The sequence below is a fragment of the Gordonia sp. McavH-238-E genome (genome assembly GCF_022348225.1).
Lineage (GTDB): Bacteria > Actinomycetota > Actinomycetes > Mycobacteriales > Mycobacteriaceae > Gordonia > Gordonia terrae.
The window spans coordinates 211,678-228,544 of the sequence record NZ_JAKRFE010000009.1 but is presented as its reverse complement, the minus strand read 5'-3'; the positions used below and the strand labels follow the sequence as shown (position 1 = coordinate 228,544).

Genomic DNA, 16,867 nt, shown 5'->3' with positions numbered 1-16,867 from the left:
CATCCATGTCGACTCCGCGGTCCATGTCGACTCCGCGCTCCGGGCTCGCGGTCGGCACCCTGGGACTGCTCACGGTGCTGTACTTCGCGCAGGGTCTGCCCTATGGGTTCTTCAGTCAGGCGATACCCGTCATTCTCCGCGAGGAGGGCTACTCACTGACGCAGATCAGCGTCTACGGACTGCTGTTCGCGCCGTGGGGCCTGAAGTTCCTGTGGGCGCCCTACGTCGACGCCTACGGCACCCGACGCAGATGGCTGCTCGCGCTGCAGTTGTCGTCGGCGGTCGTCGCGCTCGTCCTGGCGTGTCTCGACCTGTCCGGGACCCTGGTCTGGCTCCTGGTGGGAATCGCCGTCATCAACCTGCTCTCGGCGACGCAGGACATCGCGACCGACGGTCTCGCCGTGTCGATGCTCGAGCCGCGGCAGCGTGGTCTGGGCAACGGAATCCAGGTGGGCGCCTACCGGATCGGCATGATCGCCGGCGGCGGCGGACTTCTCTGGTTGTTCTCCCTCGCCGGGTGGCGTGCCCTCTTCGTCGTGATGTCGGTGCTGCTGTTCGCGGTCACCGTCGGGGTGTGGTTCCTCGCCCGTGACCCCGGGCCGCGCCGGGGTGATGCGACGCCCGGGCAGCCGAGGTCGGTGTCACCTGCCTTGCTGCTGACGGGGTGGGCGTCGCGGCTCCGACGCCCCGGCGTGATCGGCTTCATCCTCGTCGTCGGCGCCTTCAAGTTCGGCAACTCGATGGCATCGGCTCTGGTCGGCCCGTTCATGTCCGACATCGGGCTCACCCTGGGGCAGATCGCGCTTGTCGAAGGTGCGCTGTCGTCGGCCGGGGCACTCGGCGGGGCGGCGCTGGGCGGGTGGCTCGCCTACACCTACGGCCGGCGGCACGCGCTGCTCGTCGGCGGAGTCACCCAGACGCTCAGTCTCGGCCTGTATCTGGTGGCGTCGATGGGGGTCGGCGGCTTCTGGCTCGTGGTCACGGCCAGTCTCGCCGAGCACGTCCTGGGCGGGGCGGCGACGGTCGCGGTGTTCACGCTGATGATGGACGCCTGCCAGAAGGGGTATGAGGGAAGCGATTACACGTTGTTCGCCTGCGCGGTGGTCGGAGTGCAGGGCGCGGCCGGATTCGCCGCGGGCATCGTGGGCGATCTCTTCGGGTTCCCGGCGATCTTCGCGACCGGGCTGGTCCTGTCCGGACTCGGGTGCCTCATCATGATCCGCGCCCTCGACCGCGGTCTCATGACACGCCTCGGAACCTCGATCCCATAGCGACAGCGCGCCCACGGCGCGGAACGTCGCTACGAGGTCCGGGTGGGTAGCAGGGTGGCCATCGCCTCGTCGACGACGCGGTCGAGGTCATCGCCCAGGCTGCCGGCCAAGAACTGCTGCACCAGCTCGGCCATGGCGCCGGTGAATACGGCGGCTCGTACCCGGCTGGTGAGCCGATCGGTGTCCAGGGCGTCGGCCTCGGCGAACGCCATGTCGCGCAGCATCGCCTGGGTCTCGGCGCGCCGTTGAGCGAGAACAGGATTGGTCACCCCCGCGGTGAACAACACGCGACCGCGGCGGGGGTCGGAGGATGCGTGCCCGAGGACCGCGCGGATACCCGCTCGAGTGCGTGACCGGACCGCGGGCTCTGCGTCGGCCATCGCCGCCATGACCACCGCGCCGAGCTCTGCGGCGGTGGCGTCGTAGACGGCTTCGAGCAGCTCGTCGGTGTCGGCGAAGCTCTCGTAGAAGTATCGGGTGTTGAAGCCGCAGTGCCGGCACACGGAGCGGACCGACAGCTCGGACTCGACGCCGACGCCCCCGAAGATGTCGAAGGCGGCCGCGATCAGGTCGGATCTGCGCTCTGCGCGCCGGTCCGCGAGCGGTACGCCCGCCCAGCGGGTCGGTGATGACATCGTCTCACCATAGTCGGCGGCGACCCGGCCGTACCGGATCTGGTCACACCCGTAGCCAAAGGGCTAGTCTGGACACGACGGTGACCGATGGTCGCCCCGAGCGGAAGGTCTGTAGATGACTGTGTCCCTGGCTCCCCTCCGGCTGCCGTCCACCGACCGGGTCCCCGTCCGGCTCCCGCACGAGTTCGTCGGGTCCTGGCTCAACGGCAAGTTCGACGCCCACGTGCGTGCGAAGTTCTTCCGCGGAATGGACTTCGAGAACCCCGCCGGAGACCCCGGTTGGTTCGGGCCGGACAGCGCGACCTGGTACGTCCACTCGCACACCCCGGCACTCATCTTCGGTCTCCAGTGCGCGTCGTACCTCGAACGTCTGGACCCGAGCATCTTCTGGATGGGCGTCCACCATTCGCGGCTGGTCCGGCGACGCGAGGACGGTACCCCGACCCTGTCCATCGATCCCGACGGTGCCATGACCAGGCTCGGGCACTCGCTGGCATTCTTCATGGGAACCGCATACGGGTCCACCGAGTCCGCCGAACGATTGGCACGAACGGTTCGCGCGATGCACCACACCATCAAGGGCGTCCGCCCCGACGGTGCGGCCTACGACGCCGACGACCCGTCCTGGTTGCGGTGGAACTACGCGACGGTGGTCTGGGGCATCGCGACCGCACACGAGATCTACCACCCGCAGCCGCTGCGCGGAGGCGAGCTCGACGCCTACTACCGGGAGTTCGTCCGGGTCGGCCATGCGCTCGGTGGTACCGATCTGCCGACGACCAAGGCCGACACTCTCACCTGTCTCGAGGAGTATCTGCCGAAACTGGCTCTGACGCACGGCAATGCGATGGCGACCGGGCTGAATGTGCGCAACCCGGCCCAGGGTGCCGTGGACTGGGCGATCCGTGACACGATGCCGCGCTGGGCGAAACAGCTGATCATGTATCGGGCGCCCAATCCGATCGAGCGGCGTGCCCGCCGGAGTGCGGTGTGGAGCATCATCAACTCGGCGCATCTCACGATGGGGGAGGCGCCGGAGTTCGCGGCCGCGTGCCGCCGCGTGGCGCGGGGGACCACTGTGCCGCACACTCTTCCGCGATATGAGCTCGGATCCGACCCCGAGCGTACCCGCGCCGACGTCGAGGCCTCATTCGCCCACTAGCGCCTGTGGGTCCGCGTGTCAAACTGGGCCTCTCTGAATCGTCAATGAGGCCAACGGGATTCAGCGGAACTCGGCTGCGGTGACGCGTCCGGAAGCAGAAACATCGAATTCATCTCACGTCACGCCGGTGTAACAAAGTCAAAATACGTTTACCCCCCATACGCCAGATCGCAAGCTTTGTTGCGGCGCGTATCTCATCGGGGGTCAAGCGGTGACAGCCGCGTGTTCGTCGTGCCCCCACCTGAGTGGACCAGTGACGTAGTGAGAAAGGCTCCGCCGATGCCGTCTGTTCCGTTGCCGTCCGGCTCCCTGCCGGCCGACACCCCGCCGCCCACCACCACCCGGTCACGCCGGCGGCGGTACGGCATTCTCGTCCCCGCGGCCCTCTCCGCGGTGGCACTGGTCCTCAGTGCCTGCGGCAGCTCGGCCAGCGAGGAATCGGCGTCGAATGCGCAATCGTGCGTCGACACCTCCGGCGACACCATCAAGGTCGGGTCGCTGAACTCGCTGTCGGGAACGATGGCGATCTCCGAGGTCACCGTTCGTGACTCGATCAAGCTCGCCGTCGATCAGATCAACGACAACGGCGGTGTCCTGGGCAAGCAGGTGCAGCTCATCGGCGAGGACGGCGCCTCCGAGCCGACGATCTTCGCCGAGAAGGCCGAGAAGCTGATCTCCAGCGACTGTGTCGCAGCAGTGTTCGGCGGCTGGACCTCGTCGAGCCGCAAGGCCATGCTGCCCGTCTTCGAGGACAACAACTCCCTGCTCTACTACCCGGTGCAGTACGAGGGGCTCGAGTCGTCGCCGAACATCTTCTACACCGGCGCGACGACGAATCAGCAGATCGTGCCGGCGCTCGAGTACCTGAAAGAGGAGGGCGTGAAGTCGCTCTACCTGGTCGGTAGCGACTACGTGTTCCCGCAGACCGCCAACCGGGTCATCAAGGCGTACGCCGAGGCCAACGGTATCGAGATCAAGGGCGAGGACTACACCCCGCTCGGTTCGACGGACTTCTCGACCATCGTCAACAAGGTCCGCACCGCCGACGCCGACGCCGTGTTCAACACTCTCAACGGCGATTCCAACGTGGCGTTCTTCCGTGAGTACAAGAACGTCGGGCTCACCCCGCAGGCCATGCCCGTCGTCTCGGTGTCGATCGCCGAGGAGGAGGTGGGCGGCATCGGTGTGGACAACATCGAGGGCCAGCTGGTCGCGTGGGACTACTACCAGACCGTCGACAACCCGGCGAACGTGTCGTTCGTCCGTGATTACAAGGCCGCCTACGGCGCGAACAAGCCGACCTCCGACCCGATGGAAGCCGCCTACGTCTCGGTGTATCTGTGGAAGAACTCCGTCGAGAAGGCCCAGTCCTTTGCCGTCGCGGATGTCCAGAAAGCCGCCGGCGGCGTCACTTTCGACGCTCCCGAGGGTCTTGTCACGATCGACGGCGAGAACAACCACATCACCAAGACCGCTCGGATCGGTGAGATCCGCGGCGACGGACTGATCTACACGGTGTGGGACTCGGGTCAGCCGATCGAACCGGACCCCTACCTGAAGTCGTACCCGTGGGCCGAGGGCCTGAGCAACTGACACCGTCGACGACCCGTCCCGCGTCCACCTGACGCGGGACGGGTCGCGCACGGTCCCTCCTGGCGAACGCGGCACCCGCCGCCGACGAACGGATAGACACGTGGAAACCGTTATCGGACAGCTCTTCACCGGGCTCAGCCTCGGTTCGATTCTGCTCCTCGCAGCTCTCGGCCTGTCCCTGACCTTCGGGCAGATGGGCGTCATCAACATGGCCCACGGGTCGTTCATCATGGCCGGGTCCTACACCGCGTACACGGTGCAGGAGTACTTGATCTCCGATGCCGGGGTGTCCCTGCTCGTCTCGCTCGTCATCGGGTTTCTCGTCGGTGGTCTGATGGGGGTCCTGCTCGAGGTCACGCTGATCAAGCGGATGTACGACCGGCCGCTGGACACACTTCTCGTGACGTTCGGCGTGGGACTCATCCTCCAGCAGCTGGCCCGGGACATCTTCGGCGCACCGGCGGTCGACGTGGTGGCGCCGTCGTGGTTGTCCGGTGGCGTCGACATCCTCGGTGCGGTCGTCCCCAAGACCCGCCTGTTCATCATGTTGCTGGCCATCGTGGCCGTGACCGCGATCGCGGTCACCATGAAGTACACGCCGATGGGACGGCGGATTCGCGCGGTCGTCCAGCACCGAGATCTCGCCGAGACGAGCGGTATCTCCAGCCGCCGTACCGACATCACGACGTTCTTCATCGGCTCGGGGCTCGCCGGCGTCGCCGGTGTGGCACTGACCCTGATCGGCTCCACCAGTTCGAACACCGGGATGACCTATCTGATCGACGCGTTCCTGGTGGTCGTCATCGGCGGCCTGGGCCAGATCAAGGGCGCGGTCATCGCGGCCATCGCCCTCGGCGTCCTGAACTCGTTCATCGAATACAACACGACGGCGTCGGTGGCGAAGGTCGCCGTGTTCGTCATCATCGTGATCTTCCTGCAGATCCGGCCGCAGGGGTTGTTCACGGTCCAGTCGAGGAGTCTTGTGTGAAGGACTATTTCAGCGCTTCGTGGAAGGTCTGGGCGGGGTTCGGATTCGCGGCGATCCTGCTCTTCGCGGTCGCGCCCGCCGTCTTGTCGGACTTCCGCCTCAATCTGCTCGGCAAGTTCCTGTGCTTCGGCATCGTCGCGGTCGGTATCGGCCTGGCCTGGGGGCGTGGCGGCATGCTCACCCTCGGGCAGGGCGTGTACTTCGGTCTCGGTGCGTACATCATGGCGATGCACCTGAAGATCTCCGACGCCGAACTGCGCGGCGACGACGTGCCCGATTTCATGCAGATCGCCGGGATCAGCGACCTGCCCGGGTACTGGAAGCCGTTCGCCTCACCGGTGGTGACGATCCTGGGCATCCTGCTGGTGCCCACGTTCCTCGCGATCCTGCTGGGTCTGGGTGTCTTCAAACGGCGGGTCAAGGGCGCCTACTTCGCTATTCTGTCGCAGGCGCTCGCCGCGGCCTTCGCGATCCTGCTCATCGGTCAGCAGACCACCGGTGGCAGCAACGGGCTCAACCGATTTCGCAGCTTCTTCGGCCTGGCCCTGAACGACCCGGTGAACCGGCAGCTGTTGTTCTTCATCACCGCGGCCATCCTGCTCGCCGTCGTCGCCATCACGCGACAGCTGATGTACAGCCGGTACGGCGAACTGCTGGTCGCCGTCCGCGACCAGGAGGAGCGGGTCCGATTTCTCGGTTACGACCCGGCCAACACCAAGGTCATCGCCTACGCGATCGCGGCGCTGTTCGCGAGCATCGCGGGCGCCATGTTCGTTCCCATCGTCGGCATCATCTCACCCGCGGACGTCGGGATCGTGCCCTCGATCGCCTTCCTGATCGGAGTCGCGATCGGCGGGCGCACAACGCTTCTCGGCCCGGTGCTCGGCGCCATCGCGGTGGCCTGGGCGCAGACCAGTCTGTCGGAGAACTTCCCGTCCGGGTGGACTTACGCCCAGGGCATCCTGTTCATCGTGGTCGTGGGCTTCTTCCCGGCCGGTCTGGCCGGACTCGGGGCATTGATCAAGTGGCGGCGGAGGAGAGCCCCGGACTCGTCGCCGACCGGCGACATCGATGAACACACCGTCAGCAAGGTAGGAGCGTCGTCATGACCGAAGCGGAATCGACGGTCGTCGAGCATCTGCCCGTCGCCGGTGGCAACGCCGGGATGGACAGCGACTACCTCCAGGTGCGCGGTCTCAGTGTGGAGTTCGACGGCTTCAAGGCGGTCTCCGACGTCGATCTCACCCTGCTCCAGGGTGATCTGCGGTTCCTGATCGGGCCGAACGGGGCCGGCAAGACCACGATCATCGACGCGATCACCGGACTGGTGAAGCCGACCGGGTCGATCCAGAAGTCCGGGGTCGAACTCGTCGGCAAGAAAGTGCACCAGATCGCGCGTCTCGGTGTGGGCCGAACCTTCCAGACCGCCAGCGTCTTCGAGGAACTCAGCGTGCTGCAGAACCTCGACATCGCCGCGGGCGCGGGGCGGTCGGTGTGGACGATGCTCCGGCGACGGCCGGCTCAGATCCCGGACTCGATAGCAGAGGCGCTCGAGACCATCGGCCTGCAGCATCTGGCCGAGACGCCGGCCGGGGTGCTCGCCCACGGGCAGAAGCAGTGGCTCGAGATCGGGATGCTGCTGGTACAGAACGCCTCCGTGCTGCTGCTGGACGAGCCGGTGGCGGGCATGAGTCACGAGGAGCGGGAGGAGACCGGGAACCTGTTGCGTCGCATCGGGGGTGAACGCACGGTGGTGGTCGTCGAACACGACATGGACTTCATGCGGTCCTTCGCGACCTCGGTCACGGTGCTCGCCCGCGGCCGGGTGCTCGCCGAGGGCACGGTCGCCGAGGTCCAGGCCAATCCGAAGGTCCAGGAGGTGTACCTCGGAACCGCCGCGGGCGGTGAGGAACTCGAGGAGATCGCCGCCGAGACCGACACCGCCGGACTCTCCACGCCATCGACCCAGGACAGGGGCTGAATCATGCTGAAACTCTCCGGGGTCCATGCGGGCTACGGGCGCACCGAGGTGATCCACGGGGTCGACATCGAGGTACCCACCGACGGCGTCGTCGCGGTGATGGGACACAACGGAGCGGGGAAGACCACTCTGTTGCGCGCAGCTGTCGGGCTCGTCAAGACCACCAAGGGCACGATCACGTTCGACGGTGTCGACATCACCCGGGTGCGACCCAGCGCCCGGGTGGGGCACGGCATCGCGTATGTGCCGCAGGGGCAGCAGAGTTTCGGTCACCTCACCACTGCCGAGAATCTGCAGGTCGTGGCGGACGGTCGTAAACGTGGCAAGGAGCTGGTTGCCGAGATGCTGGACATGTTCCCGGCACTCAAGGAATTGCTGGGACGACGCGCCGGCCTGCTGTCCGGGGGCCAGCGTCAACAGCTGGCGATCGCTCGCGCTCTCATCACCGAACCGCGGATGCTGATCCTCGACGAGCCGACCGAGGGCATTCAGCCCTCGGTCGTCGCCGAGATCGAGCAGACGATCACCACGCTCACCGAGCGCGGCGGACTGGGAGTGCTCCTCGTCGAGCAGCACATCGGTTTCGCCCTCGAGGCGGCGCAGCGGTACTGCGTGCTGGAGAGCGGGCGTGTGACGTCGTCGGGTGACGGCGGTTCGACTGCGGAAACCGCTGTGCGCGAAGCGATGACGATCTAGTTCGAGGAGGTTGCGGGGTGCCTCAGCCGGGCGCTTGTCGGCTGAGGTGTTCCCATGCCCGATAGTTCTCCGCACGCGCCCGGTCCATCTCCAGCACGTGATCGTACGACTGGCTCCCGAGGATCAGCCGTCGAGGCGGGTCGGGGAGCGCCACGAGTTGCAGGATGACCGGCGCGGCGGTGGCCGGCGACGGCCCGGCGTCGTCACCCCAGGACTCCTCCATCCCGGTGCGCAGATCCTGGTACTGCGACATCGGCTCGGTGGTGGTCGTCCCGGTGGTGAACAACCCGGTGTCGTAGCCGCCCATCTGCACGATGGTGACCTTGACGTCGAACTGCTCGACCTCCATCGCCAGCGCCTCGCTGACCGAGTCGAGCGCCGCCTTGCCGGCTCCGTAGTAGCCGACGGTGGCCATCCCACCGCCGGAGCCCATCGACGTGACCTGCAGCAGGCGTCCGCCGCCGCGGGCGCGCAGGTGGGGTAGCACCGCCTGCGCGACCCAGACGGCTCCGAAGAAGTTCAGGTCGAGATGCGCCCGGATCTGCGCTTCGGAGGCTTCCTCGACCATCCCGTAGAGCATTCCGCCTGCGTTGTTGACGACGATGTCCAGATGGCCGAAAGCGCCAACCGCCTTCTCGACACCGTCGAACACGGCCTGCCGGTCCGTGACGTCCAGCGACAGCGGGCGCAGGTGCTGGGGGTATCGCTCGACCAGCGGCGCCAGCGGATCCACGTCGCGGGCGACGGCAACGACACGATCGCCGGCGGCGAGGGCCGTCTCGGCGAACGCTCGCCCGAGTCCGCGGGACGCACCGGTGATGAACCAGACCCGTGGGGTTGACATGGTCGCCTCCTCAAGTAAACGGAACGTTCCGTCTCGAAAGTAAGTTAGACGTCTCGGTGTCGGGTGTCAAGACGGACCGTCTCGTTTCGTGTACTAGCCTGGCGACATGAGGAACGACGCCGGACCGGACCACTCACGTCGAAAGGAGCGGTCTCGACTGGCGATTCTCGAGGCGACCCGGGCCCTCGTCGTCGAGGAGCCGTACGACAAGGTCACCGTCGAGGCGATCGCTGCCCGTGCCGGCGTCGGCAAGCAGACGATCTATCGGCGGTGGCCGTCGAAGAGTGCGGTCGTCTTCGCGGCCGTGCTGGCCCTGAGCGAGGATGCCGACGGGCAGTCGGTCGTCCTGCCGGACACCGGGGATCTCGAGGCCGACCTGAAGCAGGTCGTGCGAGCCACGGTCGCGGAGTTCGGCGATCCGTCCTTCGACCGGCTGATCCGGGCGGTCAACACCGAGATCGCGAACGACGCCGACCTCGCGACGGAGTACCGGGAGAAGCTGTCGCGACCGCTGGACGATGCCAAGAAGGCTCGACTCCGTGTTGCCGAGCGCGACGGTCAGCTGCCGCCCGGAACCGACCTCGACCTGTTCCTCGAGATGCTCTACGCCCCACTGTTCCAACGGTGGTTACACCGCAGCGGACCGCTGTCCCCGGCGTATGCCGACGCATTGGTCGAGGCGACGCTCCGGGCGTTCGGTACCGGATGAGGCGTTCGCTGCCGAATGACCGGCGCCCGCGCGCAGAGGTCAGTCGAGCCGGACCCCGACTTCCGGGGTGAGGTCATGCGGCGCGTGGAGGGGGAGATCGTCGCCGCTCCAGAATCGCCCGGGGTCGAACCAGTTGGAATCCTTCGACGTATCGAGGATGCCCAACTCGCGGTAGGTGATCGCCACCACCTCCGCGCAGTAGGCGGCTTCGAGTCCGGCGCCGTCGGTGGTGCGGTTGCGGCGCTGCTGCCGTTCATCGCGTCGTTGACGGACCTTGCGGTCGAGGTAGGGGATGCCCCGGACGAGATCGATCGAGTTGGGCACCCGGCCACGAAACCACCGTCCGGCCAGGCGTGCGGTCGTCGGGAACGGTGTCCCGTCGAGTTCGGCGATCACCTTGAGCAGAGCGTTCTCCTGATCGAGGGTGACCTCCGGGGTGAGCTGACGGAACCAGCACGCCTGCTTGTAGCGGATCATCCATTGCTCGACGGCTTCTCGCGCGTCGTGCAACTGAACGCCGCGATGGTTCGATCCGGTCCACACATCGGTCAGGCGATCGCCGAGCTCGGCGTGCCAGAGCAGTGGGGGCAGATCGTCGATGCACACCGCCATCGCCACGTGGTTCACCGGCGCATTGGTCAGCGTGCGGATGGCCCGGTCGGGCCCGGAATGACCACGGAAGAGCCAGATGTCGCCGGTGCGGGTGGCGTCGAGTGCGTCGGTCAACGAGATGCCGGCGTCGGCGCGGTCTCGGCCGAAGAGAATTCTGCTGGTGGGCACGAATGAAGGCTAATGCGTCCCCGGGCCGAGCGACCTATCCTGCCCGCATGAGGAACCTCTGGAAATGGCTGGGATTGGCGGGCGCGGTCGGGGTGGCCACCGGCGGGGTGATGGTCGCGCGGGATCAACGGCAACGGAAGTCCTATTCGGCCGATGACGTTCGTGCCCGACTGCATCAGCGGCTCGACGAGACCGAGAACGCGGGTGGCGAAGCCGCGGATTTGTGAGGAGACTGGGCTGAGTTGGCCGGCGGCCCGTCAGGGTGCCGGAGGAAGGGAACATCATGAGCGACAACAGCGGCTTCGGCGGCTCATTCAACTTCGGCCCCGAGGACTTCGACCGGTTCGCACGGGAGGCCGGGGACGGATTGCGTGACGTGTTCGGCAAGCTCTTCGAGGGGCAGGCCGGGCCGGCGGCCTTCTCGATGTTCTTCGACGAGGCCTCCCGCGGGCGCACGCGCACCAAGCCGCGTGAAGAGACCACCGGCGAGGCCGGCTCCGGTGTCTGGGCGGTCTTCGTCGTCGAGGACGACGGCGGTGCCCGGGTCGAGCAGGTCTACGCCACCGAACTCGACGCGTTGCGCGCCAACAAGAGCAACACCGATCCACGCCGCAACGTGCGATTCCTGCCGTATGGCATCGCGGTGAGCGCGCTGGACACGACTGTCGGGGACAGCGGGGACGACGCCGCACCCACGCCGTAGGCAGCGTCAGAACCGTAGGCAGCGTCAGAACCGTAGGCGGCGTCAGACGCAACGAGGCCGGCGAGTCCTGGATGGACCCGCCGGCCTCGTGGTATCAACGACTGCACGGCCTCACGGCGCATGCTGCGCCGGTGCGTGCGTCAGAGGTTGGCGCCGCACGTCGGCCAGGCTCCGGCGCCCTGCGAAGCGAGCACGTTCTCCGCGACGCGGATCTGCTCCTCACGGGAGGCGTCTGCCGGGTTGCCGGTTCCGCCGTTGGCCTGCCAGGTGCTCATCGAGAACTGGAGGCCGCCGTAGTATCCGTTGCCGGTGTTGGTGGCCCAGTTGCCGCCGCTCTCGCACTGAGCGACCGCGTCCCAGTTGCCGCCTGCCGCATGTGCGGTGGACGCCAGCATCCCGAAGGGGGCGGCGGTCAGTGCACCGACGATCGCGGCGCGGGCGACGAGCTTGGTCATGTGGGTCTTGGTCATACGCATGGTCTTCGTTCCTCCTCACTGCCCCGGGGTTGGCAGGACAGTTGATCTCGGACCGTGGGCGACCATACGGGTTCGGTAACGGCTGGGTCACGTCGACGCCGTGACCTGCGGGGTTCGGATAACGTCCGGATAACGCTGTTAGCTTTGCGGCGAATTCCCAGCGCATCCCGCAATTCCGTGGGGGTTCTCGAGCATGCGTGTTCGGCCGCGTTCGATGACGAAGGTCACAGAAAGAAAGTGGGACCCGTCACGTTCGAGACGGCGTCAGGCGGGGCTCAGCGTGGTAGGACCGCGATCCGCCCGCCGCGAGACGGGGCATAGGCCACTCCGCGCGAGAACCAGCGTTCGGACCGTTCGGCGGTCGGCAGCAGCTCGTGGTCCTCCAGCAGCGTCCGCAGCGTCACGTCCATCTCCATGGTGGCGAAGGCCGCCCCGATGCACCGTCGGGTCCCGCCGCCGAACGGCAGCCACGCCGACGAGGGCTTGGTGCCCAGGAAGCGGGTCGGGTCGAAGCGCTCGGGCCGGGCGAATTCGCGGCTGTCGTCGTGGAGGAGGGCGATCGAGACGAGCACGTTGTATCCCTTCGGGATCCGCCACTCGCCGAGATCGAGATGATCGGCGACCACATGCCGGCCGGCGAAGTCGATGACGGGGCGGCTTCGCTGGACCTCCAGGATCGTGGCGTGGCGGTAGTCGTGTCCGCCGGCGTCCACTTCGGCCACGAGCCGGCGCAACACCTCGGGGTGGCGCCGCAGTCGCTCGAGCGCCCACGCGAGGGTCGTGGCCGTGGTCTCGTGTCCGGCGGCGAGCATGGTGAGCAGTTCCTCGGCGATCTCGTCGTCGCTCATCGGGCTGCCGTCGTCGTAGGTGCTGCGGAGCATGATCGCGAGGATGTCGGTGCGTTCGTCCAGGCGGGAATCGTTGCGCGCCTTGGTGATCAGGCCGCCCACGTAATGGCGGTATTCGACATTGCGGCGCGCGTACCGGTGATTGGGGTCGACCGGCCGGAGGAGACGGGGGAGCGGGGGTATCGTCGCGGCGCGCGACCCGACGGTCACCATCGGGGGGATCATGTCGCGGAGCCGGTCGAGGTCGTTCCCCTCGGCGCCGAAGACGGCGCGGAGGATCACGTTCAGGGTGATGCGCATCATCGGTTCGATGCAGGCGAACTCGACCCCGTGGCGCCAGTCAGCGGTTTCGGCGCGGACCTCGTCGACCACGATCTGCTCGTAGGACCGAATCGGCTTGCCGTGCAACGGCGGGGTGAGCAGCTTGCGTCGGGCGCGGTGTCTGGCGCCCTCCAGTGCGAACATCGATCCGGTGCCCAGGATGCGGCCGAGGTTGGGCTGGACGTTCTCGACCTTGTCGCCCGACGTGAACAACTCGCGCGCCATCGCGGCGTCGGAGATGACGACTGTCGGACCGAAGACGGGCAGGTTCACGGTGAAGGCCGAACCGTGCCGGTCGTGGAGATACCGGAAGAAGTGTCGCCGCGAGACGACCGCACCGAGGCCCTGGACGGCGGACGGGATCGACGTGGTGGGCGGGAGTACCGCCTCGCCGCTTCGGGTCGGTGTGTTCACGGGCGTCGGGTCCTCTCGCCGCAGTCAGCTGGTACGTCCACGTACCAGCTGACGGTACGCTCACGTACCGGCCGGGGCAAGGGCCTATGCTCGAAGACGTGACTGCTGGATCGGGCCCGCTCGCCCCGCCCGCGACGCCGGGTCCGCTCGCTCCGCTCCCCGCGCCCTGGCTGAGCTCGCCGGCCGGCGCGTCGACCCGGGACCGATTGCTCGCCGCGATGCTCGAGTGCATCGCCGATGCGGGGTACCGCGACACCACGGTCGCCGACATCGTGCGGGTCGCGCGGACCTCGAGGCGGTCGTTCTACCAGGAGTTCGCCGACAAGCAGGCATGCTTCTTCGCGCTGCTGACGGTGACCAACACGTTCATGATCGCCGAGATCGCCCGACGCGTCGATGCGGAGGCACCCATCGACGAGCAAGTGCGACAAGCGGTGTCGTCATACGTCGCAGCGAGTGACCGGTATCCGGGTCTCACGTTGAGCTGGATTCGCGAATTGCCCGCGCTCGGTAGTGCCGCCCAGTCGGTCAAGGACGAGGCGATGGAAGCGTGGATCGAACTCTTCGTCGGCCTCACCTCGACCCCGGCGATGGCCGCGGCGGGGGTGGTGCCGATGGACCGTCAGCGCGCGATCTTCCTGTGGGGTGGCTTCCGGGAGCTGACCGCCGGAGCCGTCGAATCCGGGACTCCGCTGGCGTCGATCATCGAGTCGGCGACCGCGGCGTCCCTCGCGCTGGTGATGCCGCGGTCGGAGTGACGAGACCCTTCGTGACGGCCCTCCGCAAGCTCCGGGCCTCCTCAGGGAGCGGGGGACCGTGCTCCGCGAGCTCCGGGCCTCCTCAGGGAGCGGGGGACCGTGCTCCGCGAGCTCCGGGCCTCCTCAGGGAGCGGGACCGGGCTCAGTGCCACGAACCGCGTTGATACTGCGGGGGATACGGCGCCTCGCGACGATCGATGCCCAGCTCGTGCGCGGCGCGTAGCGGCCACGACGGTTCGCGTAGCGCGACACGACCGAAGAAGACGGCGGTGATGTCGTCGTCGCCGGCGATCTTCTCGGCCTGATCGGGTTCGGTGATGAGGCCGACGGCCGCGGTCGGAACGCCCGACTCCCGGTGGATCGAGCGGGCGAGATCGACCTGATAGCCGGGACCGACCGGGATGTCGGCGATGACGTTGCCACCCGAGGAGACGTCCACGAGGTCGACGCCGCGGCCGGCGAGGAGAGCGGCGAGACGCGCCGATTCCTCGACGTCCCACCCACCCTCGGTCCATTCGGTGCCGGAGACGCGGATGAAGAGCGGCTTCGACGACGGCCACACCGCGCGGACCGCGTCGGCGACCTCGAGGGTCAGCCGGGTCCGTCCGTCGAAGTCGCCGCCGTAGGCGTCGGTGCGCCGGTTCGAGAGCGGGGAGAGGAACTGGTGGAGCAGGTAGCCGTGTGCCGCGTGGATCTCCACCACGTCGAAGCCGGCGTCGTCGGCACGACGGGCGGCCTGGGCAAAGGCGTCGACGACGTCGGCGATCTGCTCGGTCGTCATCGCGGTGGGGGCGGGCAGTCCCTCGAAGGCGACATCCGACGGGCCGAACGTCGTCCAGCCGCCGTCGTCGAGCGGGACCGCCCCGGAGCGGTCGTCGAACGGCGCATAGGTGGATGCCTTGCGGCCCGCGTGGGCGAGCTGGGTGCCGATGACCGAACCCTGGGAATGTACGAAGTCGACGATGCGCCGCCACGCCGCCGCCTGGTCGTCGTTCCACAGTCCGGCGTCATGGGCGCTGATCCGACCTTCGGGTACCACGGCCGCCGCTTCGGTGAGGATGAGTCCGAAGCCGCCGGCGGCTCGGGCGCCGAGGTGCGTCAGGTGCCAGTCGGTGGGCACCCCGTCGCCGGCGAAGCAGCTGTACTGGCACATCGGGGCGAGCCAGATCCGGTTCGGGGCGGCGACGTCGCGGAGGGTGATCGGTTCGAAGAGCGCGGTACTGGTCACGAGGAGACACAACGATCGACGGGGCGCCGTATTCCCTGCCGGCTGCCATATCGTCGTGGCATGACCGATTCGCCGTGGAGCGCGCAGCGATGGGCGTTCGTACTCGCCACAGCCGTGTTCGCGTCGGTGTGGGTGGCGGTCGCCGTCGCCGGTCCGGCCCGGATCGCGGGGCACATCGACGCTGCAGGCGAGGTCACCAGGTGGGATTCGAAGTGGGTCGTGCTGACTGGCCTGGGTGCGGTCGGCCTGCTGATCGTGGTGGTGTTCGGCGCTTCGGGTCCGTTGCTCGCCCGGTTGCCGGCGCGAGCGATCAATCTCCCCGGCCGGCACCGCAAGGAGTACTGGATGCGCCCCGAGCACCGCGCCGAATTCAACCGTCTGATGGCCGGGGACCTGGAGCTGATCGGGGCGGCCACGATGGCGCTGCTGGCCTGGCTGCTGGCGGCGACGACGGTCTTCTCGGCGTCGGGGGAGGCGTCGATGAACGCCTGGGCGTTCGCGGTGCCGCTCGTCGTCTACGTCCTGGCGCTGATCGGCTACACCGTCTACATCGCGGTCGGCGACCGATACCGGGTGCGCGAGTGACGAACGTGCGTCAGTGAAGAGAACGGATGAGAGGCAGCCGAACATGACAGATCAGACCGCGCTCGATGCGGTGTCGACGGAGATCGCCGAACCCCTCGGGGTGATCACGCTGGGGGATGCGCGGGGTCGTAACCCGTTGTCCACGAGCACCATGCGCGCCATCACCGCCGCGCTGCGGAACTTCGACGACGACCCGCGCGTGCGAGTGATCGTGATCCGCGCGCTCGGGCCCGCCTTCTCCGCAGGCCACGACCTCGGTGAACTCGTCGACCGAACCCTCGACGACGAGCGCGCTGTCTTCGCGACGTGCACCGAGCTGATGCAGACGGTCCACGACGTGCGCCCGCCCGTCATCGCCGAGGTCGCCGGCATGGCGTTCGCGGCGGGGTGCCAACTGGTCGCGACCTGTGATCTGGCGGTGGCCGGTCGCAGCGCGCGATTCAGCACGCCGGGCGTCCGCATCGGGTTGTTCTGCTCGACGCCGATGGTCGCGCTGTCCCGCGCGATCGGACGCAAGCGCGCGATGCACATGTTGCTCACCGGCGAGGCGATCGATGCCGAGACCGCCGCCGAGTGGGGACTCCTGAGCGGTGTCGTCGACGACGAGGCGCTGGCGGACTCGGTGCGTGAACTGGCTCTGCAGATCGCCGGATCGAGTGCCCGGACCGTGTCCATCGGCAAGCAGGCGTTCTACCGGCAGATCGAGCTCGACGAGTCCGCCGCCTACGACGAGATGGGCGAGACGATGGCGACCAATGCGATGACGTGCGATGCGCAGGAGGGGATGTCGGCGTTCCTGCAGAAGCGGAAGCCGGTGTGGACCGACAGCTAGGGCCCGGTCGCAGAATCGCCACCCACCGGAAGCGGGAGGTGGC

Annotated in this window: 19 protein-coding genes; 13 read left to right on the top strand and 6 right to left on the bottom strand. The window is 67.6% G+C overall.

Annotated features, from left to right (window positions below; translation table 11 throughout):
- Positions 1–23 precede the first annotated feature (23 nt).
- The gene (locus MHN80_RS15945) at positions 24–1,271 is read left to right on the top strand and encodes an MFS transporter (protein WP_239402675.1); all 1,248 of its coding nucleotides are present in this window, start codon (positions 24–26) and stop codon (positions 1,269–1,271) included.
- 29 nt (positions 1,272–1,300) lie between these two features.
- Here the strand turns inward: MHN80_RS15945 and MHN80_RS15940 are convergent, their stop codons facing one another.
- Complete coding sequence (locus MHN80_RS15940) at positions 1,301–1,906, bottom strand: TetR/AcrR family transcriptional regulator (RefSeq protein ID WP_239402599.1); 606 nt, start codon at positions 1,904–1,906, stop codon at positions 1,301–1,303.
- 115 nt (positions 1,907–2,021) lie between these two features.
- Between MHN80_RS15940 and MHN80_RS15935 the strand changes: the two genes are divergently transcribed.
- The 6 genes from MHN80_RS15935 to urtE all read left to right on the top strand — a co-directional run bounded on the left by MHN80_RS15935 (position 2,022) and on the right by urtE (position 8,326).
- A complete protein-coding gene (locus tag MHN80_RS15935) occupies positions 2,022–3,068 on the top strand; it encodes an oxygenase MpaB family protein (RefSeq protein ID WP_239402598.1) in 1,047 nt (348 codons plus the stop codon).
- Between the two features lie 279 nt (positions 3,069–3,347).
- Positions 3,348–4,661 carry an urea ABC transporter substrate-binding protein gene (urtA, locus tag MHN80_RS15930; protein WP_101821071.1) on the top strand — a complete coding sequence of 438 codons (1,314 nt, stop codon included), beginning with the start codon at positions 3,348–3,350 and terminating at the stop codon, positions 4,659–4,661.
- A gap of 100 nt (positions 4,662–4,761) precedes the next feature.
- Entirely contained in the window at positions 4,762–5,649 is an 888-nt protein-coding gene (gene urtB, locus MHN80_RS15925; RefSeq protein ID WP_004022535.1) for an urea ABC transporter permease subunit UrtB, read from the top strand.
- Positions 5,646–6,758: an urea ABC transporter permease subunit UrtC gene (gene urtC / locus MHN80_RS15920; RefSeq protein ID WP_239402597.1), complete on the top strand. Its 1,113-nt coding sequence runs from the start codon at positions 5,646–5,648 to the stop codon at positions 6,756–6,758. The genes urtB and urtC overlap by 4 nt, the downstream gene beginning before the upstream one ends.
- Positions 6,755–7,630, top strand: a complete 876-nt coding sequence (gene urtD, locus MHN80_RS15915) for an urea ABC transporter ATP-binding protein UrtD (protein WP_101821069.1) — start codon at positions 6,755–6,757, stop codon at positions 7,628–7,630. Before urtC ends, urtD begins: the two co-directional genes overlap by 4 nt.
- Positions 7,631–7,633: 3 nt before the next feature.
- Positions 7,634–8,326, top strand: a complete 693-nt coding sequence (gene urtE, locus MHN80_RS15910) for an urea ABC transporter ATP-binding subunit UrtE (RefSeq protein ID WP_239402596.1) — start codon at positions 7,634–7,636, stop codon at positions 8,324–8,326.
- Between the two features lie 22 nt (positions 8,327–8,348).
- Here the strand turns inward: urtE and MHN80_RS15905 are convergent, their stop codons facing one another.
- On the bottom strand, positions 8,349–9,170 hold the full coding sequence (locus tag MHN80_RS15905; RefSeq protein WP_239402595.1) for an SDR family NAD(P)-dependent oxidoreductase: 822 nt from the start codon (positions 9,168–9,170) through the stop codon (positions 8,349–8,351).
- 106 nt (positions 9,171–9,276) lie between these two features.
- Here MHN80_RS15905 and MHN80_RS15900 point away from each other — a divergent pair, with 106 nt between their 5' ends.
- Positions 9,277–9,879: a TetR/AcrR family transcriptional regulator gene (locus MHN80_RS15900; RefSeq protein ID WP_239402594.1), complete on the top strand. Its 603-nt coding sequence runs from the start codon at positions 9,277–9,279 to the stop codon at positions 9,877–9,879.
- Between the two features lie 39 nt (positions 9,880–9,918).
- On the opposite strand, the gene MHN80_RS15895 is transcribed toward MHN80_RS15900, so the two are convergent.
- Positions 9,919–10,659, bottom strand: a complete 741-nt coding sequence (locus MHN80_RS15895; protein ID WP_239402593.1) for a guanylate cyclase — start codon at positions 10,657–10,659, stop codon at positions 9,919–9,921.
- 47 nt (positions 10,660–10,706) lie between these two features.
- Here MHN80_RS15895 and MHN80_RS15890 point away from each other — a divergent pair, with 47 nt between their 5' ends.
- Both MHN80_RS15890 and MHN80_RS15885 read left to right on the top strand, forming a co-directional pair.
- Positions 10,707–10,886, top strand: a complete 180-nt coding sequence (locus MHN80_RS15890; protein WP_033205713.1) for a hypothetical protein — start codon at positions 10,707–10,709, stop codon at positions 10,884–10,886.
- A gap of 56 nt (positions 10,887–10,942) precedes the next feature.
- Entirely contained in the window at positions 10,943–11,362 is a 420-nt protein-coding gene (locus tag MHN80_RS15885; protein WP_239402592.1) for a hypothetical protein, read from the top strand.
- Between the two features lie 140 nt (positions 11,363–11,502).
- On the opposite strand, the gene MHN80_RS15880 is transcribed toward MHN80_RS15885, so the two are convergent.
- A complete protein-coding gene (locus tag MHN80_RS15880; protein WP_004022526.1) occupies positions 11,503–11,838 on the bottom strand; it encodes a transglycosylase family protein in 336 nt (111 codons plus the stop codon).
- Between the two features lie 275 nt (positions 11,839–12,113).
- Entirely contained in the window at positions 12,114–13,421 is a 1,308-nt protein-coding gene (locus MHN80_RS15875; RefSeq protein ID WP_239402591.1) for a cytochrome P450, read from the bottom strand.
- Between the two features lie 98 nt (positions 13,422–13,519).
- On the opposite strand from MHN80_RS15875, the gene MHN80_RS15870 reads away from it, so the two are divergent.
- Entirely contained in the window at positions 13,520–14,179 is a 660-nt protein-coding gene (locus MHN80_RS15870) for a TetR/AcrR family transcriptional regulator (RefSeq protein WP_239402590.1), read from the top strand.
- A 142-nt stretch (positions 14,180–14,321) separates the two neighbouring features.
- On the opposite strand, the gene MHN80_RS15865 is transcribed toward MHN80_RS15870, so the two are convergent.
- Entirely contained in the window at positions 14,322–15,407 is a 1,086-nt protein-coding gene (locus tag MHN80_RS15865) for an NADH:flavin oxidoreductase/NADH oxidase (protein ID WP_239402589.1), read from the bottom strand.
- Positions 15,408–15,467: 60 nt separating this feature from the next.
- On the opposite strand from MHN80_RS15865, the gene MHN80_RS15860 reads away from it, so the two are divergent.
- Positions 15,468–15,992, top strand: a complete 525-nt coding sequence (locus tag MHN80_RS15860; protein WP_101821061.1) for a DUF1648 domain-containing protein — start codon at positions 15,468–15,470, stop codon at positions 15,990–15,992.
- A gap of 43 nt (positions 15,993–16,035) precedes the next feature.
- Positions 16,036–16,824: an enoyl-CoA hydratase gene (locus MHN80_RS15855; RefSeq protein ID WP_239402588.1), complete on the top strand. Its 789-nt coding sequence runs from the start codon at positions 16,036–16,038 to the stop codon at positions 16,822–16,824.
- The last annotated feature ends 43 nt before the right edge of the window (positions 16,825–16,867 follow it).